This window comes from Mesorhizobium sp. WSM4935 (assembly GCF_029625735.1).
In the GTDB taxonomy this organism is placed as follows: Bacteria; Pseudomonadota; Alphaproteobacteria; order Rhizobiales; family Rhizobiaceae; genus Mesorhizobium.
This window is the reverse complement of the sequence record NZ_JARTVR010000001.1, coordinates 744842-765665: the sequence shown is the minus strand read 5'-3', so window position 1 is coordinate 765665 and position 20824 is coordinate 744842. Positions and strand designations below refer to the sequence as shown.

Annotated in this window: 25 protein-coding genes and 1 tRNA gene; 4 read left to right on the top strand and 22 right to left on the bottom strand. The window is 64.7% G+C overall.

Annotation, left to right across the window (positions count from 1 at the left end; translation table 11 throughout):
• The first annotated feature begins 137 nt into the window (after positions 1-137).
• Entirely contained in the window at positions 138-605 is a 468-nt protein-coding gene (locus tag P9273_RS03695; protein WP_278047664.1) for a hypothetical protein, read from the top strand.
• Here the strand turns inward: P9273_RS03695 and P9273_RS03690 are convergent.
• The 15 genes from P9273_RS03690 to P9273_RS03620 form a co-directional block, all read right to left on the bottom strand.
• Positions 602-910 (bottom strand): phage baseplate plug family protein, encoded by a 309-nt coding sequence (locus P9273_RS03690; protein WP_278047663.1) that lies wholly within the window; start codon positions 908-910, stop codon positions 602-604. The two genes, P9273_RS03695 and P9273_RS03690, sit on opposite strands and share 4 nt — an antisense overlap.
• A complete protein-coding gene (locus P9273_RS03685; protein ID WP_278047662.1) occupies positions 910-1485 on the bottom strand; it encodes a phage baseplate protein in 576 nt (191 codons plus the stop codon). Before P9273_RS03685 ends, P9273_RS03690 begins: the two co-directional genes overlap by 1 nt.
• Complete coding sequence (locus P9273_RS03680) at positions 1485-3602, bottom strand: phage tail tip lysozyme (protein ID WP_278047661.1); 2118 nt, start codon at positions 3600-3602, stop codon at positions 1485-1487. Before P9273_RS03680 ends, P9273_RS03685 begins: the two co-directional genes overlap by 1 nt.
• 93 nt (positions 3603-3695) lie before the next feature.
• Positions 3696-4205, bottom strand: coding sequence for a hypothetical protein (locus tag P9273_RS03675; RefSeq protein ID WP_278047660.1), 510 nt, complete (start codon positions 4203-4205; stop codon positions 3696-3698).
• A gap of 8 nt (positions 4206-4213) precedes the next feature.
• A complete protein-coding gene (locus tag P9273_RS03670; protein ID WP_067328704.1) occupies positions 4214-4645 on the bottom strand; it encodes a phage tail fiber protein in 432 nt (143 codons plus the stop codon).
• A 33-nt stretch (positions 4646-4678) separates the two neighbouring features.
• Positions 4679-6637: a DUF3383 family protein gene (locus P9273_RS03665; RefSeq protein ID WP_278047659.1), complete on the bottom strand. Its 1959-nt coding sequence runs from the start codon at positions 6635-6637 to the stop codon at positions 4679-4681.
• 26 nt (positions 6638-6663) lie between these two features.
• Positions 6664-7395: a phage neck terminator protein gene (locus tag P9273_RS03660; protein WP_278047658.1), complete on the bottom strand. Its 732-nt coding sequence runs from the start codon at positions 7393-7395 to the stop codon at positions 6664-6666.
• On the bottom strand, positions 7395-7667 hold the full coding sequence (locus P9273_RS03655; protein ID WP_278047657.1) for a hypothetical protein: 273 nt from the start codon (positions 7665-7667) through the stop codon (positions 7395-7397). The genes P9273_RS03660 and P9273_RS03655 overlap by 1 nt, the downstream gene beginning before the upstream one ends.
• 1 nt (position 7668) lies before the next feature.
• Positions 7669-8061, bottom strand: coding sequence for a hypothetical protein (locus P9273_RS03650; protein ID WP_278047656.1), 393 nt, complete (start codon positions 8059-8061; stop codon positions 7669-7671).
• Positions 8062-8067: 6 nt separating this feature from the next.
• Positions 8068-8649, bottom strand: a complete 582-nt coding sequence (locus P9273_RS03645; RefSeq protein WP_278047655.1) for a hypothetical protein — start codon at positions 8647-8649, stop codon at positions 8068-8070.
• A 17-nt stretch (positions 8650-8666) separates the two neighbouring features.
• The gene (locus P9273_RS03640) at positions 8667-9110 is read right to left on the bottom strand and encodes a hypothetical protein (protein WP_278047654.1); all 444 of its coding nucleotides are present in this window, start codon (positions 9108-9110) and stop codon (positions 8667-8669) included.
• Between the two features lie 4 nt (positions 9111-9114).
• Entirely contained in the window at positions 9115-9456 is a 342-nt protein-coding gene (locus P9273_RS03635) for a hypothetical protein (RefSeq protein WP_278047653.1), read from the bottom strand.
• Between the two features lie 12 nt (positions 9457-9468).
• Positions 9469-9894, bottom strand: coding sequence for a DUF4054 domain-containing protein (locus P9273_RS03630; RefSeq protein WP_128314992.1), 426 nt, complete (start codon positions 9892-9894; stop codon positions 9469-9471).
• Between the two features lie 31 nt (positions 9895-9925).
• Positions 9926-10357 (bottom strand): hypothetical protein, encoded by a 432-nt coding sequence (locus P9273_RS03625; RefSeq protein WP_278047652.1) that lies wholly within the window; start codon positions 10355-10357, stop codon positions 9926-9928.
• A gap of 718 nt (positions 10358-11075) precedes the next feature.
• Positions 11076-11152, bottom strand: a tRNA-Met gene (locus P9273_RS03620).
• A 102-nt stretch (positions 11153-11254) separates the two neighbouring features.
• Between P9273_RS03620 and P9273_RS03615 the strand changes: the two genes are divergently transcribed.
• Positions 11255-11452, top strand: a complete 198-nt coding sequence (locus P9273_RS03615; RefSeq protein ID WP_278047651.1) for a hypothetical protein — start codon at positions 11255-11257, stop codon at positions 11450-11452.
• A 113-nt stretch (positions 11453-11565) separates the two neighbouring features.
• Here the strand turns inward: P9273_RS03615 and P9273_RS03610 are convergent, their stop codons facing one another.
• The 3 genes from P9273_RS03610 to P9273_RS03600 form a co-directional block, all read right to left on the bottom strand.
• Positions 11566-12660 carry a hypothetical protein gene (locus P9273_RS03610; RefSeq protein ID WP_278047650.1) on the bottom strand — a complete coding sequence of 365 codons (1095 nt, stop codon included), beginning with the start codon at positions 12658-12660 and terminating at the stop codon, positions 11566-11568.
• A 69-nt stretch (positions 12661-12729) separates the two neighbouring features.
• The gene (locus tag P9273_RS03605; RefSeq protein ID WP_278047649.1) at positions 12730-13680 is read right to left on the bottom strand and encodes a structural cement protein Gp24; all 951 of its coding nucleotides are present in this window, start codon (positions 13678-13680) and stop codon (positions 12730-12732) included.
• A 74-nt stretch (positions 13681-13754) separates the two neighbouring features.
• Positions 13755-15740 (bottom strand): DUF2213 domain-containing protein, encoded by a 1986-nt coding sequence (locus tag P9273_RS03600; RefSeq protein WP_278047648.1) that lies wholly within the window; start codon positions 15738-15740, stop codon positions 13755-13757.
• A 101-nt stretch (positions 15741-15841) separates the two neighbouring features.
• Here P9273_RS03600 and P9273_RS03595 point away from each other — a divergent pair, with 101 nt between their 5' ends.
• Together P9273_RS03595 and P9273_RS03590 are read left to right on the top strand one after the other, a co-directional pair.
• Positions 15842-16024 (top strand): type II toxin-antitoxin system HicA family toxin, encoded by a 183-nt coding sequence (locus tag P9273_RS03595; RefSeq protein ID WP_278047647.1) that lies wholly within the window; start codon positions 15842-15844, stop codon positions 16022-16024.
• Between the two features lie 51 nt (positions 16025-16075).
• Complete coding sequence (locus tag P9273_RS03590) at positions 16076-16486, top strand: type II toxin-antitoxin system HicB family antitoxin (protein ID WP_278047646.1); 411 nt, start codon at positions 16076-16078, stop codon at positions 16484-16486.
• A 25-nt stretch (positions 16487-16511) separates the two neighbouring features.
• Here P9273_RS03590 and P9273_RS03585 read toward each other — a convergent pair whose 3' ends face one another.
• The 4 genes from P9273_RS03585 to terL all read right to left on the bottom strand — a co-directional run bounded on the left by P9273_RS03585 (position 16512) and on the right by terL (position 20819).
• Positions 16512-17213, bottom strand: coding sequence for a phage head morphogenesis protein (locus tag P9273_RS03585; RefSeq protein WP_278047645.1), 702 nt, complete (start codon positions 17211-17213; stop codon positions 16512-16514).
• A 198-nt stretch (positions 17214-17411) separates the two neighbouring features.
• Positions 17412-17558, bottom strand: coding sequence for a hypothetical protein (locus P9273_RS03580; RefSeq protein ID WP_278047644.1), 147 nt, complete (start codon positions 17556-17558; stop codon positions 17412-17414).
• 43 nt (positions 17559-17601) lie between these two features.
• The gene (locus tag P9273_RS03575) at positions 17602-19173 is read right to left on the bottom strand and encodes a DUF1073 domain-containing protein (protein ID WP_278047643.1); all 1572 of its coding nucleotides are present in this window, start codon (positions 19171-19173) and stop codon (positions 17602-17604) included.
• Positions 19170-20819: a phage terminase large subunit gene (gene terL / locus P9273_RS03570; RefSeq protein ID WP_278047642.1), complete on the bottom strand. Its 1650-nt coding sequence runs from the start codon at positions 20817-20819 to the stop codon at positions 19170-19172. The genes P9273_RS03575 and terL overlap by 4 nt, the downstream gene beginning before the upstream one ends.
• Between the last annotated feature and the right edge of the window lie 5 nt (positions 20820-20824).

Sequence of the window (20824 nt, the reverse complement as noted above, 5' to 3'; positions counted from 1 at the left end):
TTAGTTGAGACCCGCCGCCATCACCCGAGCTAATGGAACGTTCGCTCCGCCAACAAGTTGGATGGTGGCATGGATTCGCTCACGCTTTGTTGGAAGGCGTGGAGCGGGAGTCCGGGCACTTTGGACGAGTAACGCTAATGCGTCGTTTGATTTTGGCCTGCGTTTGCATTCTGTGCTCCACCGCCTTGGTCCACGCAAAGCCGTGGCAGCATTTCGGGGTCAAGGAATTTGGTTTCATCTTTGATGTGCCACCCGGGTTCGCGCTGTCTCAGCGTTCGGATCAGGGCGCAGCTTTTGAAGGCGAAAGGCACGCGTTCCTGGCCGTGTGGGGTGCTCGGCTGGGAAAAGCCAGTTTCGAAGCCGAGATCGAGCACCGCATGGAGCAGGACGAAAAAGACGGTTGGAAATTGACGTATAAACGCCTGACGCCGACTTGGGCCAGCTATTCGGGGATCAAAGACGGTCAGATCAGATATGTTCGCGCCATCCAAGTATGCGCCGACCGCGCGGCGCTGTTTACGATCAACTACAGCCGTGACGAAAAGGTGCCCTACGATCCGGTTATAGTTCGCATGGTCCGGTCATTAAGGGCCGAAGGCTGCTAGCGCGCCGGAAGCTCGCTCGCCGACACGTAGGCGAGGCTGTAGCGGGTGCCGAGCCCGGTGTAGTACGGGTCGGTGTCGCCCTGGTTGTCGATGAAGAGCAGATCGCCGGAAAAGCCGAGATAGAGCGAGCGGACGATCCGGTTGAGGTTCTGGCAGATCACCCCGCCTATCACGAGCACGTTGTCGACATAGAGGTCGATGAACAAGCCCGTGTTCTTCTGGTAGAGGCTGATCTGCGAGACCTGCCCGTCCAGCGTCACGCCGATCGCCTGGTTCGGCACCGCCTGCAGAGGGATGATGACCATCAGAAGCCCCCGGCCGGTAGCCCAGACGACGTCTGGAATTGCTCGAGCTGCGCGCTGCTCGCCGGCACGGTCTGGACGGTGCCGCCGTTGACCTGAGATGCCCCGCTCGGATCCTGGGTGTTAGACATGGCGGCGCCGGCGGCTTGGCGCACTTCGATCAGCCAGATATCGACCGACAGAAGCCCCATCCCCTCATTCGAGCGTCGGCTGTAGTCGTAGTGGGTGATGTTGCAGGAGAGATAGACCGCCTCCGGCGTCACCACGTCATAGAGATTGGTATCGCCAGCGACGGCCGCGATCGAGGCCAACATCGCGGCACGGTTAGCCGCCGATCCGCCGGCGGTGAAGCGCAGTCGCGCATCGTAGGGTATCTGGACCTTGTCGTAGCTCTCGAAGGCCCCCCGCTCGACCGGGAAGTCAGAGATCGACCATTGCTGGCGATACTGCACTTCTACGACGTTGTCGGCGACGATCACCGGCACGCCGCCGAAATAGATGCCCCACGGCTGCAGGCCGAACGCGCTCGACAGCAACCCGAAGGCATCCTGGGTCAGAAGTTCAAGAATGCCGGCCATCACGCCAATCCACTATTTGCCTGCGCGGTGAAGAGACGCCGGCTGAGCGCGTCGTTAATGTCGGCCGCAACGCCGTTGGCATCGGTCGCCTGGCTGTGAACCTCGACCTTGCCGATATGGGCCTCGACCGAGCTGTTCGACGTCGTGGCCGTGTGGGTGCTGGAGATGTTCGACAGCGCCGCCGATGCGGCGCCGGTGTTGATTGCCTTCATACCCCGGTAGGTTCGGCCGGTGTAGGCGTCCATGCCCGACCAAGCGTTGTAGCCCTCGGCGCGCTCGAACATCGATGCACCGGTTGCGCCCTGCGCGTCGGTCTTGGCGTTGCGCAGCATGCTCCCGGCCCGGCTCTCGGGACCGTTCAGTTCGGACAGGACAAACTGATACTGCGTCTCGGCATCGTTCCAGTCTTTGCCGCGCGCCTTGGCGAAGGCCATGAGGCGCGCCTTACGCGAACCGAGCCACTGCGCCACACCAGACGCGCCGATGCTGTTGACGGTCGAAGGGCCGCCTGCCGCCTCGACATTCATCCAGCGCGAGATGAGGCCGCGCGCGCCCGCATCCGACAAGCCGCCGGCCGTGAGGGTCTGATAGGCCTGCGACTGCCGCTCGGGCGTCCACCAGCCTCGCGTGCCGCCAGAGGCCCGCTGCGGACCGCCGGGACCGGTGCCGCCCACCATGCCGCCCGCGAGCGCTCCAAGCTTGCCCGCCGAGCCGCCGGTGCTGCCGGCGCCGAACAGACTACCGATGCCGCTGACCAGGTTGCTCCAGAAGCCGCCGCCGTCGCTCTTTTGGTCGGTGATGGTGACGGGAAGCGGATTGCCCCTCGAAACGGGCTTGCCGTCGACGGTGGTCTCGCCAGCCCGATGCGCATGGTTGCGCGTTTGCGGGCCGCTGCGATCCCAATGCTTGAGAGCCGTGATCTGGTCGAGTTCGAAGTCGGGTGGGTTATAGCCGCCCGAGCTTTTTGGGGTGTCGCCTGACAGGCCCAGCATAGCCAGCCAAGGCGATAGCCTGCCCAGAAGACCCATCACGCCAACGCCGGCACCTTCCGCTGCACCGGCCCCTGCGCCGCCAGCAGCGAGCATGCGCATGTTGCCGAGAACGCGGAGGAACTTTGACCCGAGCCAAAGCCCGAACAGGATCTCGGTCGCGTGCACGATGCCGCCGAGCCCATCGACGACGTCTTTCGCGCCGTGCGCGAACGTCTGCATGCCGGCACCGACCGCGTTCCAGTCGATCTTTTCGAGGAAGTCGATGAAACGCTTCACCGCGTCGACGATGCCGGTCCGGATCCAGTCCTGGTTCTTGTCGATCCAGGCTGACATCTTTGTCGCCGCATCGACCAGGACCGGGCCGAGCTTGTCATAGATGGCGTTGGCGAGCGCGATGATGTGCTGGAGGAGCTCGGCCCAGCTCGCTTGCAGTTTCTGCGCGGACTCGATGGCATCGTTGCTGGGCGACAGGCTCTTCTGGAGCTTGTCGAGATAGACGTCGATGCCCGCGCCCATCCTGTACATGAGCTGTTCGGTCGCCGGGTCGATGCCCAGCGCCTGCGCGACATTGTGCGCCGCGCCGGCATCGATCTGGTGCAACCTCTGCAGAGCCGCGGCGACATCGGACAGGTAGCGATCGAGCCCATGGTTGGGGTCGATCCGCATGCCGGTCCAGGCCTGCAACTGCGAGAATTCGCGCGGCAGCGCCTCGCCGTTCTTGTTGAGGTTGTAGAGCTGCTTGTTGACGCGCTCCAAGGTCGAGGCGGTGGCATCGGCCGAGCCGCCGAAGCGTTCGGCCGCATTCTCCCAGGCCGCGATGCGCTGGGGCGATTCCCCGAGGCTCGAGGCGAAGCGGCCGAGCGAAGCGTCGGCATTGGTGAGCTTGCGCACGAAGTCGCTGAGCGCCTGGCTGCCGGTGATGACGGCGAAGAGTTCGAGCACGCGCCGGGTGATCAGGTTGACGGTCTCGGCCGCCTTCTTCGAGCTGTCCTCGATCTCCTTCCCGCCCTTGCGGAATTCATCGCGCGACTTTAGCCAGGCCTCGGTCTGCTTCTTCCGACCATCTTCAAAATTCTTTGGATCGAGATTCAGCCGGACGATCAGTTCATCAATGATCGTGCCCATTGGCGTCCCTCTTTCTCAGCAGCATCAGGTTGTGGGCATCGACCATCGCCACCTCGAGAAGGTCGTGGACATCCTCGATCGACAACCACTCGTCTAGCTCGCGGAGCGAGGTTTTGCCCTTTGAGAGAACTTGACCGATGGCTCGGGAGACATTGCCGTATTCGAGGAGGCGGACGCCGGCGACTGTGTCGAGATCGATTTCGACTGGCCGCCTTTGGTAAAAAAACTGACGTGAAGGTTGATGACCTCCTGCCGGAGCTGGATCAGCGTCGCGATCTCCTCGACGTCACCCTCTATCAGCGGGCGCTGGATGGCCGGATTGCGGGGGTCTGGCTTGATGGTGACGCATTCCATCATTTCGTCGAGCAGCGGTTCGGCATCCTCGAAGGCGATCTTGGTGATCGCCCGGATGCCGACGATGGCAATGCCCTGCATGCCCATGCCGGCGAAGTCGTCGGGGAGCTCGACGCCGGAGCGCGCCACCGCGAGTAGCGCGCGCATCGCCCATTTCTCAGCGCGCGTCGCCGGCATCTCGCGGATGTGGAAGGTCTTGCCCTGGTCACGGCCGTCATCGGCGATCGTGACGTCGATCTCTTTACGCATGGGTTACCTCAGTTCGGGACGCTTTGAACGCTCTGCCAGCGGATCGCGAAACGGCGCGGCTGCAGGATCTTGGCCGCCGCCGGCATCGGCGGCAGGCTCACCAGGAAACCCTTGGTGGAGATGTAGGAGCGGCCGAGCGACGGCAGCGTCGTCGAGCCGTTGGCGGTGTAGACGTCCTTGGCCTGCACCTGCGTCGCCGCCCAGGTTTCGAAGAAGGCGATCGACGGGGAATCGGCCTGCAACACGAACGTTTGGTTGATCGGGTTGTAGACGAAGCCACCCGACAGGATGCCGTCGACGCCCATGGCGGTCTCCACCTGGTCGACACTGTCCATGTCGTAGATGTTGTCGGTGGCGAAGCCCTGCAGTTGAACCGGCGTCGGAAAGAGGTTCGGCACGGCAAGGGTAATGACCGCGTTCGCGGCGGTTAGGGTCGACATGGTCTGGCTCCTGACGAGTGGATTGGTTGCCGCTTACTGGACGAGGGTCGAGGTCAGCTCGATCTGCTGCACGGACTCGCCGTCCATGTACCAGAAGTTGATCGGCGGGCTCTGGCGGGCCTGGCGCACCTGCGGGGTGGCGTCCTTGACCTGGAGATACCAGCCTTGCAGCTGGAGGGTATCGCTCGCCTTGACGCCCGCCGCCGAGTTGATCTGCGCGATCTGGAGCGCCGACAGCGTCACGCCGGCGCGGATCGCACCGAAATTCAGCGCCTGGTTGATCGGGTCGAGGCAGGCCGCCTTGATCAGCTCATAGCCGGCCGCGTTGTACGGCACCGAGTTGATGTTCTGGAGCAGCTCCATGAGCGAGAGCTGGAGCTGGTTGTTCAGCCAAATCTGGTTGATGTAGCTGTCCAGCCATTCGAACTCGCCCGACACCGTGCCGTTCTGGAACTCCAGGAACTGCTGCGCGGCCGTGGCGTAGGCGCCGTAGAAGTTATACCCGTTGGCGATGAGGTTGCTCGCCACCGTCGCGGTAGTGACACCCGCCACAAGCCCATCCTGCCCCCGGAATGCGAAGGTGATGCGGCCGTTGGTCTGCTGGAAGTCGATCGAGGCCGCCGCGCCGCAGATGAAGGCGGCGATCTGCGCGGGCGTCGTGGTCCCGCCGGCCGGATGGTAGATGGCGCAGGTTCCGTCGAGATTGGCGCTAGCGATGATGTTGCCGAAGCTCGACGTCGCATCGTTGCCTTCGGTGGGAGTGATGTCCGCATCCCAGGCGATGTAGGCATAGCGCTTGTTGGTGTTGTTGACCCACTCGGCAAAGGCCTGCTTCTGCACGCTGCCCGAACCGCCATCGGGGTCGAAAATCGTCATGAACGTCGCCCAATTCTGGGTGAGCTGGGTGATCCCGGCCATGAACGCGGCAGGCGTCGTTCCATCGGCGCCCTGAGAGAGCGTCGCGCCGGTCGCCTGCGTCAGGAAGAGCCCCGCCGCGACCGAGCCGGTGGCAAAGGCTGCGGACGAGGCCGCGCCGGCGATGGCGGAGGTGATGACGAAGCCGCCGGAGACCGAGTCATAGCTGACGTCCAGCGGCGTGGCCGACGCCGTGATTGCGCCGCTCGCCACCGTCTGGGTCTTGTCGACGAAGTATGTGCCGGTAAGGCCCTCACCGGTGCCAAGCTCCACGATGCGCGTGCCAGCCGTCACCCCTGCACCGGCAAGCGTCTGGCCGACAGCCAGGGTGCCGCTTGCGAGCGCCGTGACCGTGAGGGTGCCATAGGTCGCGGAGACCGCAGTGCTGGCGACCACCTGCTCGATCGACACGGCATACTCGCCGATGCCGCCCGGCGTTCCCGAGAGCTGGTCGGTGATCTGCGTGCCGGCCGAGACGCCAGCGCCGGAGAGGGCCGCGCCTGCGACCAGAACGCCCGACGTCACGCCGGTCACATACATGACGTTGCCGGCGATGGAGGCGGTCACGGCTGCCGTCGCAGGGGCGATAGCGCCTGTCACGGCGGCCGCCTGCGGAGGAGCGGAGTTCAGGTCGGTCTGGATCAGCGCCGCGGCGGCCGAGAAGCTGTTCGCGCTCGACAGATCGATCGCGTTCGCGGTGCGCACATAGCCGTCGACGTTGACGCTGAGCGTGCCGCTCAAAGCCTGGAGCTGCGCCAGCGAGAGCTGGTCGGCCTTGCCGCCTTGCAGATAGGCCGCGACGGACGCGGACGCATACTGCGCGAACAGGATCGTGGCCGGCTTCTGGGTCGAGTTGTTGAAGCCGTTGAAATAGACCGCCGCGATCTCGGCCTCTTCCGAGGACGGGCCGAAGAAGTTCGACACCGACACACCGTCGTTCGGAAACGAGAGCACCTGCCCAATCGGGACGCGAGTGTTTTGGGTCAGCACGAGGCCGTTCATCACGAGCGCGTTGCCGCCCGCGTTGAGAACGTTCGGGATGACGTTCACAAGCTGCGAGGCCGGGATGGTCGTCATGGACCAGGTCCTTTCTGTTTGAGGGGTCAGGCCGGGAAAGTCGCTTCGACGTTGACGACGTCGATCACGGCTTGGTCGGCGAATTGCTGTGGCAGGCCGATTGCCTGGTTGGCCTGCAGATGCACGTCGACGACATAGCGGGTCTCGTATTGCTGCTCGCCGTTGAAGAACGGGACCTGCTTGGGATCGTCGGCATAGAGGGGCGCGCCATCCATGCCGGCATCGGCGAAGTATCGTGTCGCCCGCTCATCGCGGATCAGTGTGGCGATCGTCTGCGCCATGTCGGACGCGCTGCCATCCGAGGCGCTGTGCACGTCGAGCTGGATGACGACGTCGGTCGGCTGCATGATGGTCTCAGCGCCGCTCGAGAGCAGCTGCGCCGTCACGGTCTGCGCCGGCGTGACGGTGTAGATACCGATGCCGCCTGTCGCGCCACCAGTCTGCCCACTGATCAGCGTGCCGGCGGCCACGGCCGTTCCGAAGACGGTCGCCCCCACCAGGAGCGAGCCGAACGAGACCTGAGTGACCGTCATAACTTCATCGGCGATGGAGGCCTCAAACGCGCAATCCTGATAGGTATCGACGTTGGTCGAGAGCCGACCGCGGCGGCTCACCGTCATGGTGACGAAATCGCCAGCCGGCTCCGGGACGCGGTTGTCTTGCGCCGATATCACCTCGACGCCGGCAGGCAGATATTGCAGCAGAAAGCCGCGCAGGACCGTCTGGATGCCTGACTGGCTGGGGACCGGGCCGCTCATCAGACGCTGGTGCCGATCCCGCGCACCGTGGCCTCGCCGGCGCCGACCGGCTGGCACCAGACCTGGTCGCCGGCCGCGAGCGGGAACGGCACGAAGGTCTGGGAAAGCAGGACGCAATCCGAAGCACCCGCCGCCGGCTCGCTGTCGGCGATCGCCGCCAAGACGCCGCCTATGCTGGTCACCTGCAACAGCGCCGACGAATAGTTGGCACCGTCAGCGACCTTGGTCCACTGGCCGGCGGGGCATGGCACCATGAAGGTTCCGTTTGCCATTTCAGGCTCCATCCATTTGTAGGGTCAGGGCGCACTTGCACCAGTCGGGCCACGACTCGAGCACATGGGCCACGAGCCAGGTGGTGCCTTCCGGGAAGGTGCCGGCAGGAAAGACGAAGAGATCGCCGCCCGCTTGCAGCTCGCGCACCACGCCGAGGGCCGAGCCGTTCAGGTAGACGGCGCGGCGCACGCCCTGAATGTTGAGGCCGTCGAGCAGCTGCAGGTCGTTGTAGCTCAGCGCCTGCGCCTGCAGAGGGACGCCAGGGACGTCGACAAAGCTCGGCGTGCGCGTACCGTCGGCCGCCGTGGTGTAGCCGCTGGACCGTTTCAGCGTGGCGGTCACGAACGGGTTCACCGTGCCGATCGCCGCCGAGACGATCCCGTGCAGGTTCATGGTCGATCAGCCGACGCGGTAGACCGTGAAGGTGCCGGCGCCGGTGTTGCGGAAGCGCAGGATCCCGCTCGACGGGATCGTGGGGCTGCTATGCGCCGGAAAGTCCATCGAACCGACCAGCGTCATGCCGGCATTGGTGGTGATGGTGGCGTCCTCGGCATCGACGATGGAGGTGTTGATCACCGAGACGTCGAAGGAGTCGTTGGCCTCGAAGTCGGCCGGCAGCGCTGCCTGGAGCGCTGCACCGGTCGGGAGCTGCTGCACTGAGGCAGCGCCGGCGCCCTGCTGGATGGTGATGATGCGCGAGAGCAGATCGGCGGGCGTAAGCGTGCCCGAGACGCTGTGCGCTGCCGGCGCGCCCTGCGTGCTGCCGACCTGTGCGGTGGCCGTCCAGATGGCCGCGCCAGCGGTCGCATCGACGCAGACAAAGGCGGTGTCGGTCGCGGTGTTCACCCAGGCCGAGCCGACCTGATAACCGTCGCTCGAGTCGTCGGTAGCGGCCGGATCGGTCACGGCCGCGAAGTTGTTCTTGAATGCCAGGTCGGCGGGAATGTCGCCGAGGTTGCTCGAAAAAAGGATGGCCCTCATCGTAGTGGTCTCCGGGTTCAGGATTTCTTGACGGCATAGTCGACCGACGCCAGCATGTGGCCGGTGTCGACGAGCTGCTTGTCGTTGCCCTTGCGGGCGATGGTGGCGGGCTGCAGCGGCGGGCCGTCATAGGCGGTGATCGCCGCCTGCAACTGGCCCTTGATCGCCTCGCCGGTCTGGCCCAGCGTCTTTTCAGCGTCGTAGCCGTTCGCGACCAGGAGGTTGCCCACGGCGTCGGGCCACTCGGGGCTCTTGTCTTCGATCATGCCCCGGAAGAACGGGCGGGGCGGCGTGTCGCGGCTGCCGAACTCATTCAGCGCCGCGACCAGCGCGACGGAGGTGCCGTCGGGATAGGTCGCGCCCTCCAAGAAGCCGACGTCGACCGACACGGCCTTCTGCAGGCTCTTGGCGATCTCGGCCAGCTTCGCGGCGAGCTTGTCGCCGCCGGAGAGCTCCACCACGGACTTACGCCTTTGCTTTGGCCTTCGGATCAGCGACGGGATCGGCAGCGCCGGTTGCGCCCGTGGCACCAGTTGCGCCGGCATCTGCGGCACCGGTCGGCCCGCTTGAAACGGCCGGGCCGGTAGAGCCCGTTGCACCCGTGGTCTCGGCCGCACCCGTGGCGCCGGTCGCGCCGGTCGTTCCATCGGGAACAGCCGCGGCGGTGGTGGTGGCGGGCGTCTCCGGCTGATCCACGGGAGGTGGCGGGGAAGCGAGGCGCAGGCTGCGCTCCAAGGTCTGGATGCGGTCTTCGGCGTGCTTGCGGAAGGCGCGGAACTCGCGCTGCAATTGCTGGAGGAGGTCCATGGACGATATCCTTTACTGGTTGAGCCACGGGTTGAAGGCGCGGCGCGGGCCGGGGATGTAGCGCATGGTCCGGTAGGCGGCGGTGGCCTGCCAGTAAGCCGCGCCGAATTGGGTTTGCATGAACCAGGCGTTGCTGGGCGTAACGGGGAAGTCGGCCTGCACCGACACGCTGCCCTCGGCAGCATTGGAGACGCGCCCAACGATCCCGGCCGGCGCCTGACCGTTCGCGCCGTACATGAGCTGGCAGATGTGCGCGACCATCAGGTTGAGCAGCGTGGTCTGCGTCGCGGCATTGGTGACGGGGCCGCCGCCATCATTGCGGCAATAGAGCGTTGCAACCGGGAGCGCGCCCTGCAGAACCTGCGGCTGGCTGAGCGATGCGAACTGCGGGTAGATCGCCACGAAGGCGGCATAGTCGAAAGTGACGATGACGCCCATGGCGACCTCCCGTGTTCGCCCGCGTCAGAGATTAGGCCTCTTCCTTCTTGTAGGCCTGGATGCCGCGCGGCAGGTTGTTGGGATCGACCGGCTCGAAGCCCGATTTCTGCGCTGCGTGCTCCTTGATGAAGCCCTCGACCATGTCGGTGTCGTCGTGCGCCCAGATCAGGTTGTTCTTGACCGCGTCGAGATCCTTGTTCTGGTCGAGCCAAGCCTTGAAGAAGTCCGCGTCGACACCCCTGGTCAGCGCATAGCTGCTCGTGACAGCGGCCGGTGCCTGCTCGGTGCGGCGATCGAAGGGGCGGCTATAGCCTTTGATCGTGACCGGCTCGCCGACGACCTGTGCGCGCTTCACCTTGCGAAAGCCGCCGCCGGCGGTCGGCTCGTTCACATCCTCCATCTTGTGGAGGCGCAGGACGAGGCCATGCGGCAGCTTGCAGGCGACGGTGACAGTGGCGGACATCGTTGTACTCCGGTTGAAAGAAAACGCGCTTCCTTGAGGCGTCCGGGCCGCGCCAGAGGCGATCATCAGTGCCCCCACCAACAATCACCAGTGACGCGGCCCGAAGGCTGGAGCGGATGCCAGGTGTCAATCCTGGCTCAGCGCCTGTGGAACAGGCACCTCTCACGGAGCATCCGCAAACTGAAAAGGGGACGGCTGGACCGCTCGCTTCCCACCCCGGCTTGGCGGTGGCTTCGGTGGTTCAGCGTGAACCACTTCCAATCCGGAAGCAGTTCCTACCACTGCCTGCCATCGCCTCACGGGCCTAAGCCTCGTCCGTCCGCCCGTCCCCTGGTTCCCTTGCGGGAACTGAGAAACGAGACCGCTGTTTCCCGATGGTGCCGTGTGCGGCGCGCTCCATCGGTGGGGCTTCGAGGGTTGGGGACCTCTCGCGGTGCTCCCCGGGAAATGAGGGGGCCGCCGGGTTATCGCCGATCTCGATCAATCCCTTTGGCCATGCTTTCCCCGTGTCGGACCGGATTTTTGCACCGGGCGGGTTCCGCATCTCGATAACTGCCGGACTTATAACGGTCTCGGTTCCGGCTTACCTCTCGTCCCGCTCCCAGGAGCGAGGTTCCGTGGCGCAACTCTTGCCAGGTCTCCCAACCTGGCCGTCCGTCGGGCTCTCCCATGGAAGAGCTGTTTCTGCATTCGGGGCGCGACGGCTTCCCCTTTGATCTGGTTGCGGGGGTCCGATTTGAACGGACGACCTCCAGGTTATGAGCCTGGCGAGCTACCGGGCTGCTCCACCCCACGGCTTGATTGGTGCCATATTGGTTACAAATGTGTCAATAGTGGAAACACGCCGCACTTGCCTGGTCCCCAGGGAACGGTTCCAACGGTTCTACGTTTCCGGCGATGGGCGATGAACCGACTAACGACAACAACTCATACTTCGAATACGACGTGATGCGCGGCGCATTCCAGCGCTGGGTTGACGAAGACAAGGTGCCCGAAGACCAGTGGCGGCCGCGAGCGACGAAGCTGGTGCGCATCGTCACCGGCGACGACTACGTTGATCCAAACATAGTCGAATGGATCATCAAAAAGCCCTAGCACCGAGGGATCAGCACTAGGGCTTCAGGCATGTACGCTGTACCGGCATGACCTTACGTTAGGCTGCGCTCATATAGTGAACAAAACCTAAACGGCGGCCAACCTTTCGCCTGCTACACGCCAAGCATCTGGGCAATGCCCATCGGCTGGCGGATGATCGCGCCCCAGGTGCCGCTGGTCATCTTCTTCTTCCACGAAGACATGGCGCGGATGATGGGGTGTGTGCGCAGCTTTTCGTTGAAGGAGCAATAGCCGGTCTTCTGGCCTTCGATCGCGTCAGCGATCAGCTGCACCTGGTTGCCGGCCGCGATGCCGACCGGGTTGATCGCGGTCTGCGCGCCATACTGCACCGCCGTCTCGACCCGGATGTTCGGGAAGTTCTTGCGCAGCAGATCCTCGACGTTGACGTTGAAGGAGTTCGTCGCGGTCATGGCGAGCTGCGATTCCGGCGACAGCGCCAGCGTCATCTTGGCTTTCTGGTCGATCAGGCCGGCGGTCTGGGTGACGAGCTGGAGCCACAGCGCCTGGATGTCGGCGTAGATTTCGTTCGCCGTGGCGACGATCTGGCCGTTGTTGATCCACTTCACGCCGCCATAGGCCTTCGGTGCCGGGGTGATCGGCGCCGAGAGGTTCGGGTCGTTGAGGAGACCATAGTTCTGCAGGCCCTGCACACCCTTGAAATAGGTGGTGTTCAGGAAGCGGGCGAGCACGGTGGTGCCGGCGCCGTCGACCTCGCCGACCCAATTGACGCGGCCGAGGCCGGCGCGCTCGATCTCCAGCTCGCCATACTCGGCGATCGTCTGGAACAGGTAGGACTGGCGCTGCGGCCAGTTCATGTTCGCACCAGAGCGACCGTTGTCGTTGAAGTCGCCATAGCTCGACACCTCGCCCGTCTGCTCGACGGTCGGGAACATCGCGGTCTGGTCGATCCAGGTGCCCTTGCGGGTTTCGCCGAAGATCACGGCGGCCTGCGTCGGGGCGAAGAGGATGCGGTAGACCTCGGGGTCTACGAGCGTGGTCAGGAAGGCCGGGATGCCGGCGTTGGGCGAAGTCGCCAGCTGGGGCTGCGCGTCCATCGCGAGATGGTTGGTGCGGTAGCCCTCAACGACGTAGGCGACCGCCTGAGGCAGGTAGATGCCGGCCTGCTCGAACATCGGGCGGTGCTGTGCCCACGTTGCGGCGGCCGTGTTGAAGTCGTGGAATTTCATGGTGGTGTCTCCTCACAGACCGCCGGCTTTCACGCCGGCGCATGGTTCGAGGTTGATGGGAGGGGTTGGTTAGCCCTGCGGCCACGAGCTGATTTTCATCAGCTCGCCCGGCTGGGCGAAGGAACGCACGGTCCACTTGGTCTCGACGTTGGTGGCAGCGGTGAGAGCCGCCGCGGCGACGACGGTGTTGACGTCCACCGCATAGGTGCCAGCACCGCCGGCCGGGCCGGTGAGCTGCTGGGTGATCGTGGTGACGGCGGCGATGGTGCCACCCGTCAGCGTGTCGCCAACACCGAAGACGCCAACGATGGCGCCGCCCGCCGTGAACACGCCATAGGTGCCAGCGATCACCGTGCCCGGGTCGACATCCTGGTCGGGGATGTTGACCGCATACGTGCCCATGCCGCCCGGCGTACCGGTGAGCTGCTGCACGATCTTGGTGCCGTTGACGACATCGGTACCCGAGATGGTGGTGCCGGGAACGATGGTGCCCGCATTGACCGCCGTGACCGTCAGCACATTGCCGACGATGGAGCCGACGAAGCCGCTGGTCGCGGCCGCGATGGAGCCGGCCGAAGTGGTTGCGCCATTCGGCGAACCGGTCGGAGCAGCGGTCGCCGTGCCGTCGGCATAGTTGGCGTAGACCTTCTGGCCGACCAAGGCCGGGGTCGCGCCGGCGTTCTTCACCCAGAAATCGCCGCCATCGAAAAGGGTGATGGGGAAGCCGGCCGGAACCAGCATGGTCGATTCCTGCAGATACTGCTCGATCAGGCCCTGCTGCTCGCGATGGACGAAGCCAGCGACCGGGCCGGTGCCGAAGGTGTTGACGATCGCCGGAGCGTTGTCGCTGTCGACCTGGGCAGAGCTCAGCCAGGCGAAGCGGCCGACGATGGCGCCGAACACACCGCACACCAGCGCGCCAGCGGCGGCCAGGACGGTGGTGCGGGGATTGGTGGAAGCGAAGTCGCCCTCAACAGCCGGGGCGGGATTGTAGGCGGCCTGCGTCTGAAAGCCAGACATGGGCGATTCTCCTCATGAAAAGAGCCGGCTCGCTGGCCGGCTCGAAGGGGTTTCAGGAATTTCAGCCGCTCGCCTTAGAGCGACTGGACGATGTGGGTCTTCGTGACCGGGAACATCTCGTGGAACGAGCTGACGCCGGCCGCGTCCATGGCGACGCTGGGCCTCTGGACCGGAGTACCGCCCGGCAGCGGCTGCGCCTTGAGGATGGCGGGCAGAGCCGAGGGGTGAACGCCGTCGACGTTGACACCGAGCGAGGCGAGCGCGGCGCGGTAGACGTCCTCGGCGCTGTCATGGGCCATGGCGAGCTTGCCGATATAGGGGCGCACGGCCTCCTCGGCGGCGCGGACGTCCTTGGCGGTCTGGAGCATCTCGGCGCGGATCTCGGTCTTTGCCTTGGTGACGGCGGCAGCGATCGCAGCATCCATCGCCTTCTTCTTCTCCTCCTCGTCTTCCTGTTCGGCGTCCTCGGCGGCTTTCTTGCGCTCCTCCTCCTCGGCAGCGTCCTCGGCGGCCTTTTTCTTCTTGGCCTCCTCGTCGTCGTCGTCCTCGTCCATGGCCTCCTGCGCGTCGGCCTCTTCGTCGAGAGCGAGCAGGAGCCCGTCGAGACCGTCGAGCTTGGCGTCGGCGGCGAGCTTGCCCTTGGTGGCCTTGGCGACCGCCTCGACAAGCGACGGGCGCTTGGCCTTGAAGTTCTTGGCGGTGATGTCGGCCAGCGCCGGGCGCAGATCGATCTTCTGATCGGCGGCCAGCTTGGGCATGACGTGGGCAAGGATCGCGCCGTGGGCGACGGACGCCATGCGCGACAGCAGTGCTGTTTTCTTCATCGTGATGATCTCCATTTTGCTGTCGCCGACTACAACATCAGGCCCGGCGCGGCCTTCCTCGACCAAGGCGACGTGATTGCCGGAAATGTCCCGCATCACGCCGTCGTAGGATTCTCCAGCCAGCGTGCCGGGCGTCATGTCGGCCCGGTAGCGATAGCTGCTCGAAAGTTCTTTCTGCCGATCGGATTCGATCAGCGCGATTGCAGCGCCGTCCCAGATGCTGAGCGGCGCCATGAGATAGGGAGCGTGGAACTCGACGGCATCGCCGAGCGCGCCGACCACGGCTTCGCGCGGATGTTCCTTGGCGCTGACCGGGATGTGCTTGAGCAGGAGCGGCTTGCCGACGAAGGTCGGGGCGGCTTTCGCCAGCTCATCCGCATCGCGATAGAGGCGATAGATGCGGTCGGGATCGAGCCCCAGCGCCTCGAAGTCGGGGATCTCGCGGCCATAGTAGGGGCAGACGTTCGCCTTCGAGATCGGCGTCATCTCGACGCGCAGATGACCATCCTGGTCGAACGAACGCACGCTGTTGCGATCCATGGCGAGCGCGTCGTTGGCCTGCGCCACCGAGCCAGTTCCGCGGCATTCGTCGCACACGATACCAGGTCCGGCGAGTTCGCCGGTGCCGCCGCAAATCGGGCAAGCGCCCTCGAGACCGATGTCTTCGCCCCTCGTCCACTTCACGAAATTGGAGCGCAGCGTGTCCATCGCCTCGGGCGACATATCGGCGGCGATGCCAAGCCGCTCGCCCAGCATGTCGCGCAAGCCCGGATGCAGCGGCTCGGGCAGCGATCCCAGGGGAGCCCAGGCATAGCCGGAATGCTCGGCCGACAGCGTCGGCTGGAACTTCTCGACCACCGGCTGGGCATAGGTGTAGTGCAGCCAGCCTTGCGGCGTGGCGCGAACGTCGAGCAGCTGCGCGGGGCCCGCCTCCAGGAACAGCTCAGGGCCGGTGGCTTCTTCGTCGGTCTCGCGCTGGGCGGTCCGGAGGGGTGTTTCTCCTTCCTCCGACTTGCCACCCGGCCAGCACCAATGGCCGGGCCAGTTGGTGTCGGTCGACGAGCGCCGGAGCACCAGGACATCGCCATCGGGCGCGACCAGCATCAGCGAGGCCGCCTGCCCCGCGCCGTCCTTGCCGACAAACTCTTCGCCAACAGCCTTCGGAATGCCGAGCGTGCTGCGGCCCTCGGCCGCTGCGTACATCGCACGGCGTTGAGCCTCAGAGGTGGCTGGCATGGGTTGAATTCCTCGCGTCGTGTACAAATATTTGCACATTGCAGCTTGACTTTCCGCCCGCTCATGTGCAAATATTTGTGCATAGATATGAAAGCCAAGACATGCTTGAGACCAACACCACCAAGATCAAAGGCCGCCTCGAAAGAGAGGGCTGGAAGAACGTGGGTGGCACGAAGCACGACAAATACAAAAAGGACGGGATGCCAATGATCATGGTTCCCCGCCATAAGACCGTGACGCCCTTGGTGGCACGGTCTATCGCCAAAGCGGCGGGCTGGGAGTAATCCCAGCCCTAAGTCAAGACATTCAACGTAGCTCAAGGGAGCTGAATTATTATGTCACGCTACATCGCGCTTATCGATTTCGCCGACGGGGCCTATGGAGTCATCTTCCCAGATGCTCCCGGCTGCACCGCTATGGGTGCCACGCTGGACGAAGCAATCGCCGATGCAACTAACGCTCTCGCCGAATGGGTCGCCGAGGAAATCGCTGAGGGCCGTCATGCCCCTCGTCCGCGCCCTATCGAAGAACTACTTGCGGACAAGGATGTTCGCAGTGCTCAAGGTCAAGGTGCTGTGCTCGCGTCGGTGCCGCTATTGAAGGATTCCGGTCGACTGGCTCGCGCCAATATCTCGATGGATGCAGGCTTACTTGCCGACATCGACGAGGCGGCTCAAAGGCAGGGCGTCACTCGATCCGCGTTCATAGCCGCAGCGGCGCGGGAACGGATTAGAATGACCGCCTGAACCACTATCCTTTGTATAGCCGTGTCTAGGAAAACCCCTTGAGGATGGGCTTCCCGACACAGCGGCATCCGGGCTCCTCGCCCGGCCGGATAAAGCGTTTGACGGCCGGGTCGTACCAGCCGGTCGAAATCTTGTAGCGGACCTTTTCGCGGCCGGCCTGGACATGCGTGGGGCGAGGTTCCTTGCCGCCGCCGCTATGGTGCCACTCAGCTTCATCGATGCCGAGTTCGAGCTGGCGTGCCGTGTTGAAGGCCGCTGTCGCCTTGTTGTTCTGGTCAAGCGCGATGAAGGCGGCCCGACGCCGGGTGGTGCCGGAATAGCGCTCGAGATCCTGCACCAAGCCGGCGAGGTCGCGGCCGGTCTGCACCGACCGCATCACCGCGCCTTCGACCTGGTCGAAATACTGCGACGGGATCGACTTGATCAGCGCCACATTGGCGTGGATCGTCGCGTCCACGACGTCGCGCATCGCGGCCGTCATCTTGAACTCGACCGAGATGCCGCCATCGCGCAGGATCTTGCGCAGCGCGGCGCTCGAACGTTGCTCGACCGAGAGCGCGAAATAGTCGCCGAGCTTCACCGCGGCGACGTCGAAGCGCTTGGTCCACTGCGCGGCGAGCTTGCGGATCGATCGGCGCAGCGCATCCGCCGGCGTCTCGTCCTGCGCTATGCGGGGCGTATTGGCCCGATAGGAGGCTTTCAGCCAGTAGATCACGCTGTCGCTCATGGCGTCGATCAAGCGTGTCAGGCGGCCCCTATAGGCCGTCTCAATCCCGACGTTGGGCCGGACGGGGCGAAGCACCTTTTCGTTGCGCTTGGCCGTCCGACGACTTTGCAGGCTGGACATCACGATCCCTCAGCGTCTCAGCGATCTCGCGATCGTCGGGCGTCTGTGCTTTGAGGAGTTCCCAGAGGTGGAGCGTGATCAAGCGGTGCCGGCGTTGTCCGTGACGGGAGCCGCACTATCTGCCGGCTTCTCGGGCTTGGCAACACCCGCGTCCCAGACAAACCGTTCCAACACGAGAACGGTTTGGAAGAACTTGTCAGGGTCGATCTCGCCCGGCGTGCTCATGCCCACCAGCTCGACCAGCCGGAGCCGGATTTCGCGGGCCTCGTCAAGCCGCCTCGTCCCGTTCCTCGGAGCTGCCCTTGACCACAAGGCCGTCATCCTCCTCTTCGAGCAGGTCGGGCATGTCCTCGACATCGATCGAGGAGAAGTCCGAGTCCGGATCGCCGGCAACGCGCTGGCGCGATTCCTCAGGCGAAATCACGCCGGCGTCGATCAGGATGACGTCGCGCTCGGCCTTGGTCTTTTCAACCTCGGCCGCTTCCTTCTCGTTGGTCTCTTCGAGCTTTTCGAACTCGAAGTCGATGCCAGGATCGGTCTCGCCCCACAGCGAGATCATCACCAAGCCGAGCAGGCGGTGGATCGGCTGGCGAAACAGGTGTTCCTGGAACGAATGCACGTAGTCGTAGAAGACCTGGATTTCGCCCTCGGAGGAGGCGTTCAAGCCGGCGGGCTGGACGCCGAGCAGCTTGACCAGCGGAATGTGGCTCACCGACGCCATGTGCTCCTGCGCCTGCGCCTGGAGCACGTCGAGCCCGGAGAGCGGAGCCGCGACGTTCTTGAAGTCCTCGGTATCCTTGTCGATCATCATCAGGCCGCGATTGGACCTGACCAAATTGAAAAGTTCAGCGCGCCGGAAGAGCTGGTCGCCATCGGCCTGCAGCGTCTCGCCGAGATTGGTGGCGAGCAGGAACACGCTGAACATCGAGATGATGTCGTTCACCGACTGGCGGGTCTCCAGCCAGTTGTCGACATAGGGCTTGCACATCTGCGAGAGCGACAAGCCGCCGAACGAATAGGTCGGCTTCAACAGGTCGGGCACTTCGCGCCCGATCAGCGTGATGAGGCGCGAGGTGTGGACGATCTTGGCCTGCACATACCAGCTGTCAGGCCGATACCAGTTGTCCTTGAGCGGATCGTTCGAGTTGTAGTTGGTCGGATAGCACCAGACCGCCTCGACGGTGCGCAGCGCCTGGATGGGCTTCTTGGCGAACTTGGTGACGCTGAGCTTGTCCCAGCCGTTGCCAATCGGCTTTTGCAGCTCGTCGGCATCGTCGGTATCGCCGGTGTCGATGTAGATGTGACCGCGGCCGAAGAAGCCATCCTGCTCGGCCGCGCGGCAGAACATGTCGCGCACGTTGAGTCGCTTGAACTCGGTCTCCAGCTCCGCGATCCTGTCGGCCTTGTCCTCGCCGGCGTTCGAGGTGAAGCGGATCCATTTGCGCGTCATCTCGGTCGCGATGGTCTCGGAGATCACCCGGTATTCCGGGCGCTGCGCCAGTTCCGAGAGGTAGGCGTAGCCGAGGAAGGTGATCCCCTCCGAGAAGTAGCCGTTCAGCGCGAAGCCATTGGCCCATGACTGGACCGCGCCGACGGCGCTGTCCATCGCCAGGCCTTTACCCTCGGGCACGACGCCGGCGGGATGCTGCGGCAGGGTGAACACCTTCACCGGCTCCGCTGGCGCGGCGCTCTGGGCGCGAAGCGCCGACAGCATCGCATCCGAGATGCGGGTCGGTCCGCGCGCACCAGGTGGCAGCGCTGCGACCGGTGCGATCTTGGCGGCCTCCGCAATGCGCTTGGCCTTCCTGCGCGCCTTCTTGTCCTTGCGCTTTTTGCTCATCGCGGCCCCGGCTGGCGGGCGCGGCGAAGCACGTCGTCGCTGATCACCATGGCCCCCTTGATGTTGAGCAGCCTCGTAAAGGCGCCAGAAGATGCGTCGACCTGATCCATCAGCTTGGAGGCTGGGAACAGGCAGAGTTCGTCGAGGTAGAGCGTGTTCCACTCCCCTTCGACGATGTAGACGTTGCCGTGCTCGCACTGCGCCGCGAACGGCTCGGCGCGCGTGACCTTGTCGCCGGTCTCGCCCTCGGCATGCACCTTGTAGCCGGCGAGCTGCGCCACGAAATCCTGCACCTGCGCCTTGCCGGCCTGACCAGGATCTTGCGGCAGGCTGATATGGACCGTCTTGCCGTCGAGCGCGGCCTGCGTCTCGATCGTCTTGCGGACCGACTTGCCTTCCTCGCGCAGCGTCACGACGTGGCCGACATAGTAGCGGCCCTCGGGGTCGCGGCCGAGCTTGACGCCAGCGGTGCGCGCGCCAGTGCCACCGCGCGTGCCGGCCAAGTCCCAATGGCGGACCCAGATCGTGCCCTTCGGCGCGGCCCTGACGATGCGACCCTCAAACCAGGCACGCTGGAACATGCCGCCGGCGCGCGGCGCCGGCCGCTGCTGATACTGGCCCGCGACGGCATACGACGTCATGTCGTTGTAGAGCTGTTTCAGCTCATCGGGCGGGAAGCGGATCGGATCGAGGATCTCGCCGTCGACCGTGCGAGGATCCTGCCGCCAGACGAGCTGGAGCTTGATCGCCTCGATCTCGGCGCGGCGCTCTTCCGGCAGATTGTCGTTCTCGCCGTACCAGTGCTGCTTGCTCGCGTCGTAGCGCGCCAGGATCGGCTCGCCGACGGAGCTGGCGACCTTGATCGGGGTGTAGCAGCACCGGTCGGGCTCGAACTGCATCGGCAGGCAGAGGTGGACGTAATCCATCTTGCCGTCGAGGATGACGCCCGTGACGTCGGCCTCATGCAGGCGCTGCATGATGACGATGATCACGCTGCGCTTCTGGTCGTTCAGGCGGTTTTGCGCGCCCTCGCGAAACCTGCGGGTGGTCGCGGCGCGCTCGGTCGGCGATTCCGCCGTCTCGGTCGAGTGCGGATCGTCGATGATGAGGCGATCGCCGCGCTGCGAGGTGAGCGAGCCGAAGGCGATGCCTTCGCGGGTGCCGGTGTTGTCGTTGGCAAACGACGTCTCCGCGCGGCGGCTAAGCCGCACCTCGGGCCAGCGCGCCTGATACCATTCCGACAGGATCAGATCGCGGCACTTGCGGGTGTCGCGGTTGACCGGCCCGTCGTTGTACGCCGTCGACAGATACCGCATGCCCGGGCGGCCGGCAGGCCCCCACTCCCAGGCTTGCAGGAAGACTGAGACGAGAAGCGACTTCGACGTGCCCGGCGGCACATTGACGACGAGACGGTTGCGCAGGCCCAGCTCGAGAAACTTGCCCTCGACCAGCGCCTGCAGATGGTCGCAAACCACCTGCATGTGCCAGTTCCAGACAAGGTCTTTGCCCGGTTCGAGCACCGGCCAGGCGATCTTGACGAACTCGGCGAACGATCCCTTGGCCTTGCGCCGGTCTCGCTCGATCAGCAGGTCTTCGAGGTCGGGGGCAATGAGCGGCGCGCGGGCGGCGGCAGACTTCTGCGCCATTCAAG